The 16,058-nt window shown below is 60.3% G+C and carries 10 protein-coding genes; 4 read left to right on the top strand and 6 right to left on the bottom strand.

Translation table 11 applies throughout. The features are described 5' to 3' along the window. The first annotated feature begins 453 nt into the window (after positions 1–453). Positions 454–2,724, top strand: a complete 2,271-nt coding sequence (gene rlmKL / locus NL116_RS09945) for a bifunctional 23S rRNA (guanine(2069)-N(7))-methyltransferase RlmK/23S rRNA (guanine(2445)-N(2))-methyltransferase RlmL (protein ID WP_494377014.1) — start codon at positions 454–456, stop codon at positions 2,722–2,724. Between the two features lie 142 nt (positions 2,725–2,866). Continuing rightward, the gene (locus NL116_RS09950) at positions 2,867–5,266 is read left to right on the top strand and encodes a sensor domain-containing diguanylate cyclase (protein ID WP_494377015.1); all 2,400 of its coding nucleotides are present in this window, start codon (positions 2,867–2,869) and stop codon (positions 5,264–5,266) included. 133 nt (positions 5,267–5,399) lie between these two features. On the opposite strand, the gene dacB is transcribed toward NL116_RS09950, so the two are convergent. Further along, the gene (gene dacB, locus NL116_RS09955) at positions 5,400–6,860 is read right to left on the bottom strand and encodes a D-alanyl-D-alanine carboxypeptidase/D-alanyl-D-alanine endopeptidase (protein ID WP_494377016.1); all 1,461 of its coding nucleotides are present in this window, start codon (positions 6,858–6,860) and stop codon (positions 5,400–5,402) included. Positions 6,861–7,094: 234 nt separating this feature from the next. On the opposite strand from dacB, the gene NL116_RS09960 reads away from it, so the two are divergent. Then, the gene (locus tag NL116_RS09960) at positions 7,095–7,439 is read left to right on the top strand and encodes a YggL family protein (RefSeq protein ID WP_007896965.1); all 345 of its coding nucleotides are present in this window, start codon (positions 7,095–7,097) and stop codon (positions 7,437–7,439) included. A gap of 53 nt (positions 7,440–7,492) precedes the next feature. Here NL116_RS09960 and NL116_RS09965 read toward each other — a convergent pair whose 3' ends face one another. Further along, complete coding sequence (locus tag NL116_RS09965) at positions 7,493–8,683, bottom strand: benzoate/H(+) symporter BenE family transporter (protein WP_494377017.1); 1,191 nt, start codon at positions 8,681–8,683, stop codon at positions 7,493–7,495. Between the two features lie 356 nt (positions 8,684–9,039). On the opposite strand from NL116_RS09965, the gene NL116_RS09970 reads away from it, so the two are divergent. Further along, complete coding sequence (locus tag NL116_RS09970) at positions 9,040–9,804, top strand: GntR family transcriptional regulator (RefSeq protein WP_494377018.1); 765 nt, start codon at positions 9,040–9,042, stop codon at positions 9,802–9,804. 90 nt (positions 9,805–9,894) lie between these two features. Here NL116_RS09970 and guaD read toward each other — a convergent pair whose 3' ends face one another. The 4 genes from guaD to xdhA form a co-directional block, all read right to left on the bottom strand. After that, positions 9,895–11,199, bottom strand: coding sequence for a guanine deaminase (guaD, locus tag NL116_RS09975; protein WP_494377019.1), 1,305 nt, complete (start codon positions 11,197–11,199; stop codon positions 9,895–9,897). A gap of 25 nt (positions 11,200–11,224) precedes the next feature. Then, positions 11,225–12,070 carry a xanthine dehydrogenase accessory protein XdhC gene (xdhC, locus tag NL116_RS09980; protein ID WP_494377020.1) on the bottom strand — a complete coding sequence of 282 codons (846 nt, stop codon included), beginning with the start codon at positions 12,068–12,070 and terminating at the stop codon, positions 11,225–11,227. Positions 12,071–12,186: 116 nt separating this feature from the next. Next, positions 12,187–14,586, bottom strand: a complete 2,400-nt coding sequence (gene xdhB / locus NL116_RS09985) for a xanthine dehydrogenase molybdopterin binding subunit (protein ID WP_494377021.1) — start codon at positions 14,584–14,586, stop codon at positions 12,187–12,189. Beyond that, entirely contained in the window at positions 14,579–16,033 is a 1,455-nt protein-coding gene (gene xdhA / locus NL116_RS09990; protein WP_494377022.1) for a xanthine dehydrogenase small subunit, read from the bottom strand. Before xdhA ends, xdhB begins: the two co-directional genes overlap by 8 nt. Positions 16,034–16,058: the final 25 nt, after the last annotated feature.

Genomic DNA, 16,058 nt, shown 5'->3' on the forward strand with positions numbered 1-16,058 from the left:
TGGGGCCCGCTGCCGGCGTCGCGAGCCAAGGTGTTGACGTCGTTGCGGCGTCAACCTGTGTTGAGTTCTAACCAATGCATCACATCGAGGGAATGATCGTTTTGTCATAAGAACGTAACCATAAAGATGCTATGGCCATAAGTAACATGATGTCTGGCCCGTGTTTATGGGTAAAACCCCTGTATGATCGGCCCCCCGCAGGATGACGGGGTTAATCCTTCAGTGAGAATGAATTCTGTTTTCGAACGCATTATTCGACGAAGGGTCGACTTATTACATTTTGTTGCCTCAACTTTTTTATCTGCCTGTGCATCTAAGCTCTTTTAACCTGAGCAGCACAGGTGGGACGGCACACCTTCGTGCCACGCGGGCGCTCTTTTAGAAAAGCGCCTGATTGAAAACCGGACCGGCAATGCGTTGTCGGTTCACTTAGCTAAAGGCTCTGAAATTCCAATGTCCGATCAATTCGAAATCTTCCTCACTTGCCCCAAAGGCCTTGAAGGCCTGCTGATCGAGGAAGCCGTCGGGCTTGGCCTTGAAGAAGCACGTGAGCACACCTCTGCCGTGCGCGGCATGGCGACCATGGAAACCGCTTATCGACTGTGCCTGTGGTCGCGGCTGGCGAACCGGGTGCTGCTGGTGCTCAAGCGTTTCCCGATGAAGGACGCCGAAGACCTGTACCACGGCGTGCTGGATATCGAGTGGCAAGACCACATGCTCAACGACGGCACCCTGGCCGTTGAGTTCAGCGGTCACGGCTCGGGTATCGACAACACCCACTTCGGCGCCTTGAAAGTCAAAGACGCCATCGTCGACAAGCTGCGCACCCCACAGGGCGACCGTCCGTCCATCGACAAACTCAATCCGGACCTGCGCATTCACCTGCGCCTGGACCGTGGCGAAGCCATTCTTTCCCTCGACCTGTCCGGCCACAGCCTACACCAGCGCGGTTATCGCTTGCAGCAAGGCGCGGCACCGCTGAAGGAAAACCTCGCGGCCGCGATCCTGATCCGTTCCGGCTGGCCACGCATTGCGGCCGAAGGCGGCGCGCTGGCTGACCCGATGTGCGGTGTCGGTACGTTCCTTGTCGAAGCCGCGATGATCGCCGCCGACATGGCGCCGAACCTGCGTCGCGAGCAGTGGGGCTTTACCGCCTGGCTCGGTCACGTTCCGGCGCTGTGGAAAAAACTTCACGAAGAAGCCACCGAGCGTTGCGCGGCCGGCCTGGCCAAGCCACCGCTGTGGATTCGCGGTTACGAAGCCGACCCGCGCCTGATTCAACCGGGCCGCAACAACGTCGAGCGTGCGGGCCTGAGCGAGTGGATCAAGATTTACCAGGGCGAAGTCGGTACGTTCGAGCCGCGTCCGGACCAGAACCAGAAAGGCCTGGTGATCTGCAACCCTCCCTACGGCGAGCGTCTGGGCGACGAGGCGAGCTTGCTCTACCTCTATCAGAACCTCGGCGAGCGTCTGCGTCAGGCCTGCCTGAACTGGGAAGCCGCGGTGTTCACCGGCGCCCCGGACCTGGGCAAGCGCATGGGCATTCGCAGCCACAAACAGTATTCGTTCTGGAACGGCGCGTTGCCGTGCAAGTTGCTGCTGATCAAAGTCACTCCGGACCAGTTCGTCACCGGCGAACGTCGCACTCCGGAACAGCGTCAGGTCGAGCGCGAGCAGGCTGAAGTCGAAGTCGCCGACAACGACGTTGTGCCTGGCAAGTACGAGAAATACAACAAGAACGGCAACCCGATCAAACCGGCCCCGGTGGTGATCGAGCAACCGCGCTTGAGCGAAGGCGGGCAGATGTTTGCCAACCGCCTGCAGAAAAACCTCAAGGCGCTGGGTAAGTGGGTCAAGCGTGAAGGCATCGACTGCTATCGCGTGTATGACGCCGACATGCCGGAGTATTCCATGGCCATCGACCTGTATCAGGATTGGGTCCACGTCCAGGAATACGCCGCGCCGAAATCCATCGATCCGGAAAAAGCCTCGGCCCGCATGTTCGATGCCCTGGCCGCGATTCCGCAGGCCTTGAACATCGACAAGAGCCGTGTGGTGGTCAAGCGACGCGAGCGTCAGAGCGGTACCAAGCAGTACGAGCGTCAGGCCGCGCAGGGCAAGTTCGTCGAGGTCAACGAAGGTGGCGTGCAGTTGCTGGTCAACCTCACCGATTACCTCGACACCGGGCTGTTCCTCGACCACCGCCCAATGCGCATGCGCATTCAGAAAGAGGCGGCCGGCAAGCGCTTCCTCAACCTCTATTGCTACACCGCAACGGCCAGTGTTCACGCGGCCAAGGGTGGCGCACGCACCACCACCAGCGTCGACCTGTCAAAAACCTACCTCGACTGGGCGCGGCGTAACCTGTCGCTGAACGGATTCTCTGACAAGAACCGTCTGGAGCAGGGCGACGTGATGGCCTGGCTCGAGGCCTGCCGTGACGAATACGACTTGATCTTCATCGACCCGCCGACGTTCTCTAACTCCAAGCGCATGGAAGGGATTTTCGACGTTCAACGCGATCAGGTGCAGTTGATCGACCTGGCCATGGCGCGTCTGGCACCCGGTGGCGTGTTGTACTTCTCCAACAACTTCCGCAAGTTCACCCTTGAGGAAAACCTCGCTGAGCGTTACGCCGTTGAAGAAATCACCGCCCAGACCATCGATCCGGATTTCGCCCGTAATGGCAAGATCCACCGCGCCTGGAAAATCACCGCGCGTTGACACTTGAACTGATTGGATCCACAGAGCCTTGATTTTTAAAGGCTCTTGGCTCCTTTCTGTGCTGGTCAAATTAGTGGCTAATGGCTATAACTTACTCTTGGCCAATGGGCTTTTCCGGCGCCTGGCATTTTGAGTTGCCTTTATGTCGTTTCAGGCCGTACGCCCCAAAATCCTGGGTTTTATCAGCGAAGATGCGTCGGCCTGGCTGGTCGCGCTGCTGGTACTGCTCATGGGCGGCGTGCTCACCGGGTTACTGGCCTGGTCGACGGTCAATGTGTTTCACCATCAACTCAAGCAACGCTTCCAACTGCTGGCCAGTGAGCGTTACAGCCGCATCGAAGAACGTTTCGAAGACCAGGAGCAGCGCCTCGACGGTCTGCGACGATTTTTCGCCAATTCCGACTCGGTCTCCCGCGAGGAGTTCGACGGTTACACCAAGCCCCTGTTGCACCGAACCCAGGCCTATTCCTTCGCGGCCCGGGTGACCCGTGCCGAGCGCGCGGAATTCGAACAAAAGGTGCGAGACGAGGGCATCAGCAACTTTACCCTTCGTGAACTCGACGGCAACGGTCAACTGCAATTGGCCGCCGAGCGCGATGAATACGTGGCGGTCCTTTACAGCCAGACGCAAAGTCGCCTGGGCTCGCCGCTGGGTTATGACTTGCTGGCCCAGCCGATGCGCCGCGCAACCCTTGAACGGGCGGACAGGCTCGGCACCATGGCGGTGTCGCAGCCGATGCATCTGGTCAGCATCGAGCCAGCCTATGCACGCGGCGTATTGCTGGTGGCCCCGGTGTTTTCACGCACCCCACTCAGCGCAGCGGGGGTAAAACCCTTCGGTTATGTCATGGCGGTGATCAGCATGCGCCAGTTGCTGGCCGATGGATTGCCGGACGCCAACTACGACTATCTTTCGGTGCGCATTCTCGACTTGTCGATCGACGATCAGCACGAAGTGCTCTACGAATCCTTGAACCCACCGGCGGCCAGTGATTTGTCCGCGAGTCGGCTGTTGCGATTGGCCGATCACGATTATCAAGTCGACATCACGCCGAGCCAAGCCTTTATACAAGCCAATCATTCCTCGGTGACGACCCTGATGGTGCTGGGCGGCTTGCTCAGTTTGCTGCTCAGCGCGTTGCTGTATGTGCTCGTCAGCCAGCGCCAGCGCGCACTGAAAATGGTGGAGCAACGGACCGAGGAACTGCGTGCCCGTGAGCAGGAACTGAGCGGTACCCACGGCCAATTGCGCGGTGTGCTGAATGCGGCGACTCAGGTGGCCATCATCGCTACCGACTTGCGCGGGGTTATCAGCACGTTCAACGCCGGCGCCGAGCAAATGTTGGGTTACGCCAGCGCTGAAGTCGTGGGTCACATGACCCTGGAAAACCTGCACCTCTCCCGGGAGCTGGCGGCACGGGCGGCGGAGTTGAGTGCGCGGTTTGGCAAGCCGATTCCGACCTGTCAGGCGATGTTGGTCGAAGGGGGCGAAGAGGGCGGTAGCGAGGCGCGGGAGTGGACCCTGGTGCGCCGCGATGGCAGCCATCTGGCGGTGAACATGCTCGCCACCCCGGTGCTCGACGAGCAGGGGTTGTGGGTCGGTCACCTGGCAATCTGCATCGACATTACCGAACGCAAGCGCGTGCATGAGGCGCTGGCGGCACGGGACCTGTTGTTGAAAAAACTCAGCGCCCATGTGCCCGGTGGCATCTACCAATTCAAGATGGAATTCGACGGCCGCTTCAGTGTGATCTATGCCAGCGACGGTATTCGCGAGATCTACGAGCTCGAACCGGACGTGCTGCTGTTGAATGCCGAAGCGATCTTCACGCGCATCCACCCACAGGATACGACCCGGGTCCGTGCCTCGATCCGCGCGTCGGCGGACACCCTCAGCCCTTGGCGCGAGGAATACCGCGTGCAGCTGCCCATGCGCGGCCTGCGCTGGGTTCGCGGTGAGGCAACCCCCGAAGAGTTGCCCGGTGGCGGCGTGCTCTGGCATGGCTACATTTCCGACATCTCTGACTTGAAGCGGGTGGAAGAGGAACTGCGGGCGCTGTCGATCACCGACTCGTTGACCGGGATCCACAACCGACGTTATTTCCAGGAGCGCCTGACCACCGAAATGGCGAGGGTCCAGCGTGGCGTGGGCGAGTTGTCGGTGATCATGCTCGACATCGACCACTTCAAACGCATCAATGACCAGCATGGCCATGCCGTGGGGGATCGGGTGTTGCAGGCTGTTTGCGAGCGCATCGGTCATCGACTGCGGCGCACGGACGTGTTCTGTCGCCTCGGGGGTGAAGAATTCATGGTGCTTTGCCCGGACACCGACCGCGAGCAGGCGCATGTGCTGGCCATGCAATTGTGGCAAGGGCTGCGCAGTTCACCGATCGACAGCGTGGGGTTCGTTACCGCGAGTTTCGGGATCGCCAGTTGGCGCGTCGGAGAGGGCGCGGATGCGCTGTTGCTGCGGGCGGATTCGGGGGTGTATGCGGCGAAGCAGGCAGGACGTGATCGGGTTGAGGCGCAGAAAATCTAGGGCCTGACGCAGACTCCTTGTGTGCGGGCTTGCTCGCGAAAGCGGTGTGTCATTCAGCCTTTCAGTGACTGATACAGCGCATTCGCGGGCAAGCCCGCAGCCACATTGGATCTTTGGTGAGCCGTAGATCGGGTTAGAGCACCGAAGCCGTGTCTGGCAGTTTCGGCTGGCGATACAGGTCCAACAGCACTTGATCCAGTACCGAAGACGCGCCAAACGGTGCCTTGTCGTTGAGGATCGCCACCACTGCCCACGTGTTGCCATTGACGTCGCGGCTGAAGCCGGAAATGGCGCGTACGGTGTTCAGGGTGCCGGTCTTGACGTGGGCTTCGCCGCGCATCGCGGTGGTCTTCAGGCGCTTGCGCATGGTGCCGTCGGTGCCGGCAATCGGCATCGAGCTGATGAACTCGGCGGCATACGGGCTGTGCCACGCGGCTTGCAGCATCGCTGCCATTTCACGGGCGCTGACGCGTTCGGCGCGGGACAGGCCGGAACCGTTCTCCATCACCAGGTGCGGTGCGGTGATGCCTTTCTTCGCCAGCCACTGACGCACTACGCGCTGCGCGGCTTTGGCGTCGTCGCCGTCGGCGTCGGTGCGGTATTTCTGACCCAGGCTCAGGAACAGCTGCTGAGCCATGGTGTTGTTACTGTATTTGTTGATGTCGCGGATGATTTCCGCCAGGTCCGGCGAATAAGCCCGGGCCAGCAATTTTGCATTGCCTGGGGTCGGGGCCAGCACATCCTTGCCCTGAATGCTGCCGCCCAGCTCTTTCCAGATGGCCCGCACGGCGCCGGCGGTGTAGGTCGCGTGGTCGAGCAGCGACAGGTACGTTTGCGAACTGCAGCCATCGCCCAACTGTCCACCGACCGTCACGGTCATGCTGCCATCGGGCTGGGTCACGGGGTTGTAGCGCACGCCGCCGGTGCATTGCTTGGAGTTGACGGCCTTGACCTGGTTTTCGATACGGATGCTGGCAATCGGTGGTTCCACCGATACCAAGACCCTGCCGCCGTCGTTACGCGCGACAAACCGCAGGGCCTTGAGGTTGACCATCAGCGAGTCGGGCTTGACCAGGAACGGCTTGTTCTCGTCATTGCCGTCGTCATTGAACTCGGGCAACTGCGGTTGTACGAAGAAACTGCGGTCCAGCACCAGGTCGCCGGTGATTTGCGTCACGCCGTTGGCACGCAGGTCCCGCATCAGCAGCCAGAGTTTTTCCATGTTCAGCTTGGGATCGCCACCCCCCTTGAGGTAGAGGTTGCCATTGAGGATGCCGCCGCTGAGGGTGCCGTCGGTGTAGAACTCGGTTTTCCACTGGTGGTTCGGGCCGAGCATTTCCAGCGCGGCGTACGTGGTCACCAGCTTCATGGTCGAGGCCGGATTGACCGAAACGTCAGCGTTGAAAATGGTCGGGGTGCCCGGGCCGGTGAGCGGGATCATCACCAGCGACAGGGCGCTGTCCTGCAACTTGCTGGCCTTGAGGGCCTTTTCGACGTTGGGTGTAAGCGCAGTGTTGATCGGAGCGGCGGAAACGGAGAGGGCCAGCGGAAGGATAAAGCTGGCCAGCAACAATGGACGCAAAGATTTGATCATCTGTAATAAAACCCTACAGCCGAGGGGAAAAAAGACGAGGGCATGGCGATAAAATCCCTCAGTGGTCATGAAAGTGTCGGCATTATGCCCCAAGGCTTGAAAGCGTGTGCCGTGCCATCACCCTCTAATCTGCTATTTTTTTACCGGCGGTCAGCGATGCACCCCAGAGAGTCGGGCAATTAGCGGCTTAAACTGCTAAAGTGCCGCCCGTTATTACTTATGAGGATTGTTCCAATGGCGACTAACCGTTCCCAGCGTCTGCGCAAAAAACTGTGCGTCGATGAATTTCAAGAGCTGGGTTTCGAACTGAACCTGGATTTCAAAGAAGATTTGGCTGATGAAGCCATTGATGCTTTCCTCGACGCGTTCCTGAAAGAAGCCATGGAAGCCAACGGTCTGGGTTATGTTGGCGGCGACGACTTCGGTCTGGTTTGCCTGCAGAAGCGTGGCTCGGTGTCCGAAGAGCAGCGCGCTGCTGTTGAAGCCTGGCTCAAAGGCCGCAGCGAACTGACCGAAGCGACCGTCAGCCCGCTGATCGACGTCTGGTACCCGGAAAAGCCGATCAATCCGGTAGCTTGATGTAATAAGAAACGGCGACCCAAGGGTCGCCGTTTTTTTATGCGCGGATTTTTTCAGCTTTTACGCCAATTCAAAATCACCAGCGTCAACACCCCTGCCACAATCCCCCAGAACGCCGAACCGATTGAAAACAACGTCAGCCCCGATGCCGTGACCATAAAGGTGATCAGCGCCGCTTCCCGTTCTTTCACCTCGGTCATGGCAATGCTCAAGCCATTGATGATCGAGCCAAACAACGCCAGCGCCGCAATCGACAGCACCAGCTCTTTGGGCAATGCGGCAAACAGCGCCGCCAGCGTCGCGCCGAACACACCTGCAATCCCGTAGAAAATCCCGCACCAGACCGCCGCCGTGTAGCGCTTGTTGCGATCTTCATGGGCATGCGGCCCGGTGCAGATCGCAGCGCTGATGGCTGCCAGGTTGATGCCGTGGGAGCCGAACGGTGCCAGCAGCAACGAGGCGATGCCGGTGGTGGTGATCAGTGGGGAGGCCGGCACGGTGTAACCGTCGGCACGCAGGACGGCGATGCCCGGCATATTCTGCGAGGTCATGGCCACCACGAACAACGGAATGCCGATGCTGATGGTTGCGGCTAGCGAGAAGTGCGGCGTGGTCCAGACCGGCGTTGCCACTTCCAGATGAAAACCACTGAAATCCAGCAGCCCCATGAGCCCGGACAATGCAGTGCCGATCAATAACGCGGCCAGCACGGCGTAACGCGGCGACAAGCGCTTGATCACCAGATAGGTGAAAAACATGCCCAGCACCAGGCCGGTGCGATGTTGGGCGGCGACGAAAATCTCGCTGCCGATCTTGAACAGAATCCCTGCCAGCAACGCAGCGGCCAGGGACGCCGGAATCTTTTTCACCAGCCGTTCGAAACTACCGGTCAGGCCGCAGATCGTCACCAGCACTGCGCAGGTGATATAGGCGCCGATGGCTTCGCCATAACTGACACCGCCGAGGCTGGTGATCAGCAACGCCGCGCCCGGGGTCGACCAGGCAATGGTGATGGGCGTGCGATAACGCAGCGACAGGCCGATCGAGCACACCGCCATGCCAATCGAGATGGCCCAGATCCACGACGAAATCTGCCCGCTGGTCAGGCCCGCCGCTTGCCCGGCCTGGAACATCAGGACCAGGGAACTGGTGTAACCGGTCATCATCGCGATGAAGCCGGCGACGATGGCCGACGGCGAGGTGTCAGCCAGTGGTCGGAGCTGCGTGTGCGTGGCGTCGTTCATGACGGTGGTGTTCCTTCTGAGAAAAATGTCCGAAACGCCGCTGAACCCTGTAGGAGCCGAGCTTGCTCGCGATGGCGGTGGGTTAATCGACACATGTGTTGACTGGCGAGACGCCATCGCGAGCAAGCTCGGCTCCCACAGGGATTGCATTCGAGCTGCGGATTCTGCGTTCAAGCCTAAACTCAAACGTAAGGGATCGTTGCAATACAGCGGAAGCGACAAACAGCCGTACAGTCGTGTTGCCACCCTTCATTGTGTACAATCGCGGTGTTTTTTACGCGATACTTGCCAGCGACCCACTGTGCCGTATTACAGTCACCGTCAATTCGCCGCAGTTCTCCCCGACTCGAGTGCCCATGAACGAACAGTTGCAGCCCCTCAAAAAACAACCGCGAGCAGGCAAAGCCGGCCGCAGCGGGACCCAGGACGATATTGTCTATGCGCATATCTTCGAGGCCATCCTCGAACAGCGCCTGGCGCCCGGCACCAAGTTGAGCGAAGAAGCGCTGGGGGAAATTTTCGGGGTCAGTCGCACCATCATCCGCCGCGCGCTCTCACGCCTGGCCCACGAAGGCGTCGTGCTGCTGCGTCCGAACCGTGGCGCGGTCGTTGCCAGTCCGAGCGTCGAAGAGGCCCGCCAGGTGTTCCTCGCGCGCCGTCTGGTGGAACGAGCGATCACTGAATTGGCCGTTCAACACGCGACTGCCGAGCAAATCGCCGAATTGCGCCAGATGGTCAACGACGAGCGCGACAGCTTCTCGCGCGGTGATCGCGGTGCCGGCATCCGTCTGTCGGGCGAATTCCACCTGAAACTCGCCGAAGCGGCGAAGAATGCGCCGCTGATCAGCTTCCAGCGCAGCCTGGTGTCGCAGACGTCGTTGATTATTGCGCAGTACGAAAGTGGCAACCGTTCGCACTGTTCCTACGACGAACACACCCAGCTGATCGACGCCATCGAAGCGCGCAACGGTGAGCTGGCGGTGAATTTGATGATGCATCACATGGATCACATCGACAGCAAACTCAACCTCGACGAAGAAAGCGCGTCGGATGATTTGCATGCGGTGTTCTCGCATTTGTTGCAGACCAAGAAGCCTGGGCGGTCGGCAGCCAAGCTCTGACAGACCGAGGCGCGCCCTTCGCGGCCTCAACGGCAATAAAAATCCCCCGGACTGAACAGTGCGGGGGATTTTTTTTATGCCCGCAGAAAACTAGCGCTGATGCACCTGATTCCCCGCCGCATAGGTCTGCAGAACAGTCCGGTCATCCCCCAGTGTCATCAACACAAACAACGTCTCGGCAATGTTATTGGCCTGCTTCAAGCGATAGCTCAGCAACGGCGTGGCGTTGTAATCCAGCACCAGGAAGTCGGCGTCGGTGCCCGGTTTCAAGGTGCCGATCTTGTCCTCCAGACGCAACGCGCGAGCGCCACCGAGCGTCGCCAGGTACAGCGACTTGAACGGGCTCAACCGAGCACCTTGCAACTGCATGACTTTGTACGCTTCGTTCAACGTTTGCAGAATCGAGAAGCTGGTGCCACCACCAATGTCCGTGCCCACACCGACATTCAGCTTGTGCTTCTCGGCCATCGGCAGGTTGAACAAACCGCTGCCAAGGAAGAAGTTCGAGGTCGGGCAAAAGGCGATGGCCGAGCCGGTTTCCGCCAGTCGCGCGCACTCGTCGTCGCACAGGTGCACGCCGTGGGCAAACACTGAGCGCTCGCCGAGCAACTGGTAGTGATCGTAGACGTCCAGGTAGCCTTTACGCTCCGGGAACAGTTCCTTGACCCATTCGATTTCCTTCAGGTTTTCACTGATGTGCGTCTGCATGTACAGGTCAGGGAATTCGCTGAGCAACTGGCCGGCGAGGGTGAGTTGTTCCGGAGTGCTGGTCGGGGCGAAACGCGGAGTGACCGCGTAGTGCAAGCGGCCCTTGCCGTGCCAGCGCTCGATCAGCGCCTTGCTTTCGACGTAGCTGGATTCGGCCGTGTCGGTCAGGTAGTCCGGCGCGTTGCGGTCCATCATTACCTTGCCGGCGATCATGCGCAGGTCGAGCTGTTCGGCGGCCTCAAAGAACGAGTTCACCGATTGCGGGTGCACGCTGCCAAACACCAGCGCCGTGGTGGTGCCGTTGCGCAGCAGTTCCTTGATGAAGATGTCGGCGACTTCGTCGGCGTGAGCCTTGTCGGCGAACTGGCTTTCGCACGGGAAGGTATAGGTGTTCAGCCAGTCCAGTAGTTGCTCGCCGTAGGCGCCGACCATGCCGGTTTGCGGCAAGTGAATGTGGGTGTCGATGAAGCCGGGGGTAATCAGCGCGTCCTGATAATGGGTGATCTCGAAGTCGGCTGGCAGGGTCGGCAGCAAGTCGCTGGCGTGGCCGAGTGCGCTGATCTGGCCGTTGTCGACCACCAGCAAGCCGTCTTCGAAATACTCGTACGAGGCTTCGATGCCGACGTCGGCGGGGTCGGCGATGCTGTGCAGAATGGCGGCGCGGTAGGCTTTGCGAGTCAAAGGCATGGGAGCTCTCGGTTTCTAAGGCTTATCAATTAGAGGCTTGGCTGCGGCGTGAAGCAGGCAGCAGTTTGGCAATCGATGATCCGGCGCTGGCGGTCTGCTGGCCGAAATTCGCGTTATAGGTGGCGATGATTTCGCCAGCGATGGAGATGGCGATTTCCACAGGCAACTTGCCTTTGACTTCGCCGATGCCCATCGGGCAGCGCATGCGTTGCACGACGCTGTTGTCGAATCCGCGGTCGCGCAGGCGGTGTTCGAACTTGACGCGTTTGGTCTTCGAGCCGATCAGGCCGAAGTAGGCGAAGTCGTTGCGCTTGAGGATCGAGGCGGTGAGTTCGAGGTCGAGCTGGTGATTGTGGGTCATGACGATGCAGTAGCTGCCGGCGGGCAGGTCGGCGATTTCGTCCACCGGTTCTTCGCTGACAATCTTGCGCACGCCGTGGGGGATCTGTTCAGGGAATTCTTCTTCCCGCGAATCAATCCAGCGCACGCGGCAGGGCAGGCTGGCGAGCAGCGGCACCAATGCCCGGCCGACATGACCGGCGCCGAACACGGCGATCTGCGCCTGGACCTGGCCCATCGGTTCGAACAACAAAACGGTCGCACCACCGCAGCATTGGCCGAGGCTGGCGCCGAGGCTGAAGCGTTCCAGGTGCGTGTCCTGTTTGCCGCTGGCGAGCATGTCGCGGGCGATCTGCATGGCCTTGTATTCCAGGTGCCCGCCACCAACGGTGTCGAAGGTCTGGCTGGCGCTGATGACCATCTTCGAACCGGCATTGCGCGGCGTCGAGCCGAGCTCTTCGATGATGGTCACCAACACGCAGGGCTCACCCCGGGATTGCAGGTCGGCGAGGGCGTCGATCCAGTTGTACATAGTCCACCTCGACATCGTTGTTGTTTGTACCGGCCTCTTCGCAGGCAAGCCCGTTCCCACAAGGATTGCATCGTACCTGTGGGAGCTGGCTTGCCTGCGATGGCCGCGACGCGGTCTTAGAGCGAAGCCAGTTCGGTTTCAGCTTCCACGGCTTTCACCGCCTTCAACTGCCGCATCTGCTCACATCCCCACAACACCCGCTCCGGGGTCGCCGGTGCATCGATGTTCGGTTGATGTTTGTAGTCACCGAGGCTCGCCACGGCGTCCTTGATCGCACACCACGACGCAATGCCCAGCATGAACGGCGGCTCACCCACAGCTTTGGAATGGAACACCGTGTCTTCCGGGTTCTTGCGGTTTTCCACCAGCTTCACCCGCAGGTCCAGCGGCATGTCCGCCACGGCCGGGATCTTGTAGCTGGCCGGGCCGTTGGTCATCAATTTACCTTTGTTGTTCCACACCAGTTCTTCCATGGTCAGCCACCCCATGCCCTGGATGAAACCGCCCTCGACCTGGCCGATGTCGATGGCCGGGTTCAGCGAGGCGCCGACGTCGTGGAGGATGTCGGTGCGCAGCATCTTGTACTCGCCAGTCAGGGTGTCGACGATCACTTCACAGCACGCTGCACCAAAGGCGTAGTAGTAGAACGGACGACCACGGGCCTGGCTGCGGTCGTAGAAGATTTTCGGCGTCTTGTAGAAGCCGGTGCTCGACAGCGACACCTGGGCGAAATACGCCTGCTGGATCAGCGCTTCAAACGTCAGGATGTGATCACGAACCCGCACGTGGCCGTTATGGAATTCGACGTCTTCTTCACTGACCTTGTATTGGCGGGCCGCGAATTCAACCAAACGTTGCTTGATGATTTCTGCGGCGTTCTGCGCGGCTTTACCGTTCAGGTCAGCACCGCTGGAAGCGGCCGTGGGTGAGGTGTTTGGCACCTTGTCGGTGTTGGTCGCGGTGATCTGCACGCGGTCCATTTCCACCTGGAACACTTCGGCTACGACCTGCGCAACTTTGGTGTTCAAGCCCTGGCCCATTTCGGTGCCGCCGTGGTTCAGGTGGATGCTGCCGTCGGTGTAAACGTGGATCAGCGCACCGGCCTGGTTGAGGAAGCTCGCGGTGAAGGAAATACCGAACTTCACCGGGGTCAGCGCCAGGCCTTTTTTCAGGATCGGGCTGTTGGCGTTGTAGCGACGAATCGCTTCGCGACGCTCGGCGTACTGGCTGCTTTCTTCCAGTTCGGCGGTCATTTCTTCGAGCATGTTGTGCTCGACGGTCTGGTAGTAGTGCGTGACGTTGCGCTCGGTCTTGCCGTAGTAGTTCGCCTTGCGCACCGCTAGCGGATCGAGGGCCAGATGACGGGCAATCGCGTCCATCACTTCTTCGATGGCGACCATCCCTTGCGGGCCGCCGAACCCCCGGTAAGCGGTGTTCGACGCGGTGTTGGTCTTGCAGCGGTGACCGTTGATGGTCGCATCACCCAGGTAGTACGAGTTGTCGGCGTGGAACATCGCACGGTCGACAATCGACGCTGACAAATCCGGCGAGCAACCGCAGTTGCCGGCCAGTTCCAGGGCGATGCCGTGCAGGCGGCCGGTGCTGTCGAAGCCGACGTCGTACTCGACGTAGAACGGGTGACGCTTGCCGGTCATCAACATGTCTTCGACACGCGGCAGGCGCATTTTGGTCGGCTGGCCGGTGAGGTGCGCAATCACTGCGCACAGGCACGCAGGACTTGCCGCCTGAGTTTCCTTGCCACCAAAACCGCCGCCCATGCGGCGCATGTCGACGACGATTTTGTTCATCGATACGTCGAGCACTTCGGCGACCAGCTTCTGCACTTCGGTCGGGTTCTGCGTCGAGCAGTAGACGATCATGCCGCCATCTTCCGTCGGCATCACCGACGAAATCTGGGTTTCGAGGTAGAAGTGTTCCTGCCCGCCGATGTGCAGCGTGCCCTGGATGCGATGCTCGGCTGTGGCCAACGCGCCGGCCGAATCGCCGCGCTGATGGGTGTGGCTATCGAGCACGAAGTGGCGTTTGCGCAGGGCTTCGACCACGTCCAGCACCGGCTCCAGATCTTCGTATTCGATGATCGCGGCCATGGCGGCCTTGCGTGCGGTTTCCAGGTCTCTCGCTGCAACGGCGAGCACCGGCTGGCCGACGAACTGCACATCGTCGATGGCCAGTAGTGGGTCGCCTGGCAACAGTGGGCCGATGTCTTTCAGGCCCGGCACGTCTTTATGGGTGATGGCGATGCGTACACCTTCGAAGGCGTAGCAGGGCTTGGTGTCGATGCTGATGATTTTCGCGTGGGCGCGGTCCGACAGGCGTGCGTAAACGTGCAGCTGGTTCGGAAATTCCAGGCGGTCGTCGATGTACTGCGCTTCACCGGACACATGCTTGGCGGCGCTGTCGTGCTTGACGCTGCGGCCGACACCGGTGGTCAGGTCCTTGGCGAACAGTTCAGCCAGTTCGGCTTGGGTCTTCTCTACAGCGTGATGATTAGACATAAGCGGTCACCCGAGTCTCGATGTGCGGTGTTTGCAGTTCGATGAAGTATTTACGCAGCAGATTTTGCGCACTGAGCAGGCGGTATTCCTTGCTGGCGCGGAAGTCCGACAGCGGGGTGAAATCTTCGGCCAGTGCGGCGCAGGCGCGTTCAACGGTGGCGCTGTTGAACGGCGCACCGAGCAATGTTTTTTCGCAGGCGCTGGCGCGTTTCGGGATGGCCGCCATGCCACCGAAGGCGACGCGGGCATCGGCGATCACACCGTTTTCCAGACGGATCTGGAACGCCGCGCACACAGCAGAAATATCGTCGTCCAGACGCTTGGAAACCTTGTAGGCGCGGAACAATTGTTCGGCGCTGGCACGCGGCACGATGATCTTCTCGATGAACTCGCTTTCCTGGCGCGCGGTGACCCGGTAATCGATGAAGTAATCTTCCAGAGCCAGGGTGCGGCGGGTTTCGCCTTTGCACAGGACGATTTGTGCGCCCAGAGCGATCAGCAGGGGCGGCGAGTCACCGATGGGCGAGGCGTTGCCGATGTTGCCGCCGAGGGTGCCCTGGTTGCGGATCTGCAGCGAGGCAAAGCGTTGCAGCAATTCACCGAAGTCCGGGTACTCGGCTTTCAGCGCTTCGTAGCAATCGGAGAGGGCGGTGGCGGCGCCGATTTCCAGGCGATCGTCGAAGCTTTCGATGCGCTTCATTTCGGCTACGTTGCCGACGTAGATCATCACCGGCAAGGTGCGGTGGAATTGCGTGACTTCCAGCGCCAGGTCCGTGCCGCCGGCCAGCAGGCGCGCCTGTGGATAAGCGTCGTAGAGGTCGGCCAGGTCAGCGACGGTCAGCGGCACCAGGCAGCGCTTGTCGCCACTGTTGAGTTCGCCGATGGACGTCGGGGCAATAGCCTTCAAGCGCGCGATGGTGTCGGCTTCCCGCGCATCGAACTGGTCCGGTTGCTTGCCGCAGCAGGACTGTTCGGCGGCTTGCAGGATTGGCCGGTAGCCGGTGCAACGGCACAGATTGCCGGCCAGCGCTTCGTGAGCCTTGTGAGAATCCGGTGCATCGCTGTTCTTTTGCAGGGCGAACAGCGACATGACGAAGCCCGGGGTGCAGAAGCCGCATTGCGAACCGTGGCACTCGACCATGGCTTTCTGCACGCTGTGCAGTTCGCCCTGGTGCTTGAGGTCTTCAACACTGATCAGTTGTTTGCCGTGCAGTGACGACACGAACGTCAGGCACGAGTTGAGGCTGCGATAGCGAATGTGTTCGCGGCCGTCGTCATCCGTTTGCAGCTCGCCAACCACCACGGTGCAGGCGCCGCAGTCACCGCTGGCGCAGCCTTCTTTGGTGCCGGGTTTGCCCACATGGTCGCGCAGATAATTGAGCACGGTCAGGTTTGGGTCCAGGGCGTGCTCGCTACGGAGTTCCTGGTTAAGTAAAAACTGGATCACGGAAGGCCTCGCAGACTCATTATTG

Source organism: Pseudomonas sp. FBCC-B1667 (assembly GCF_059133255.1).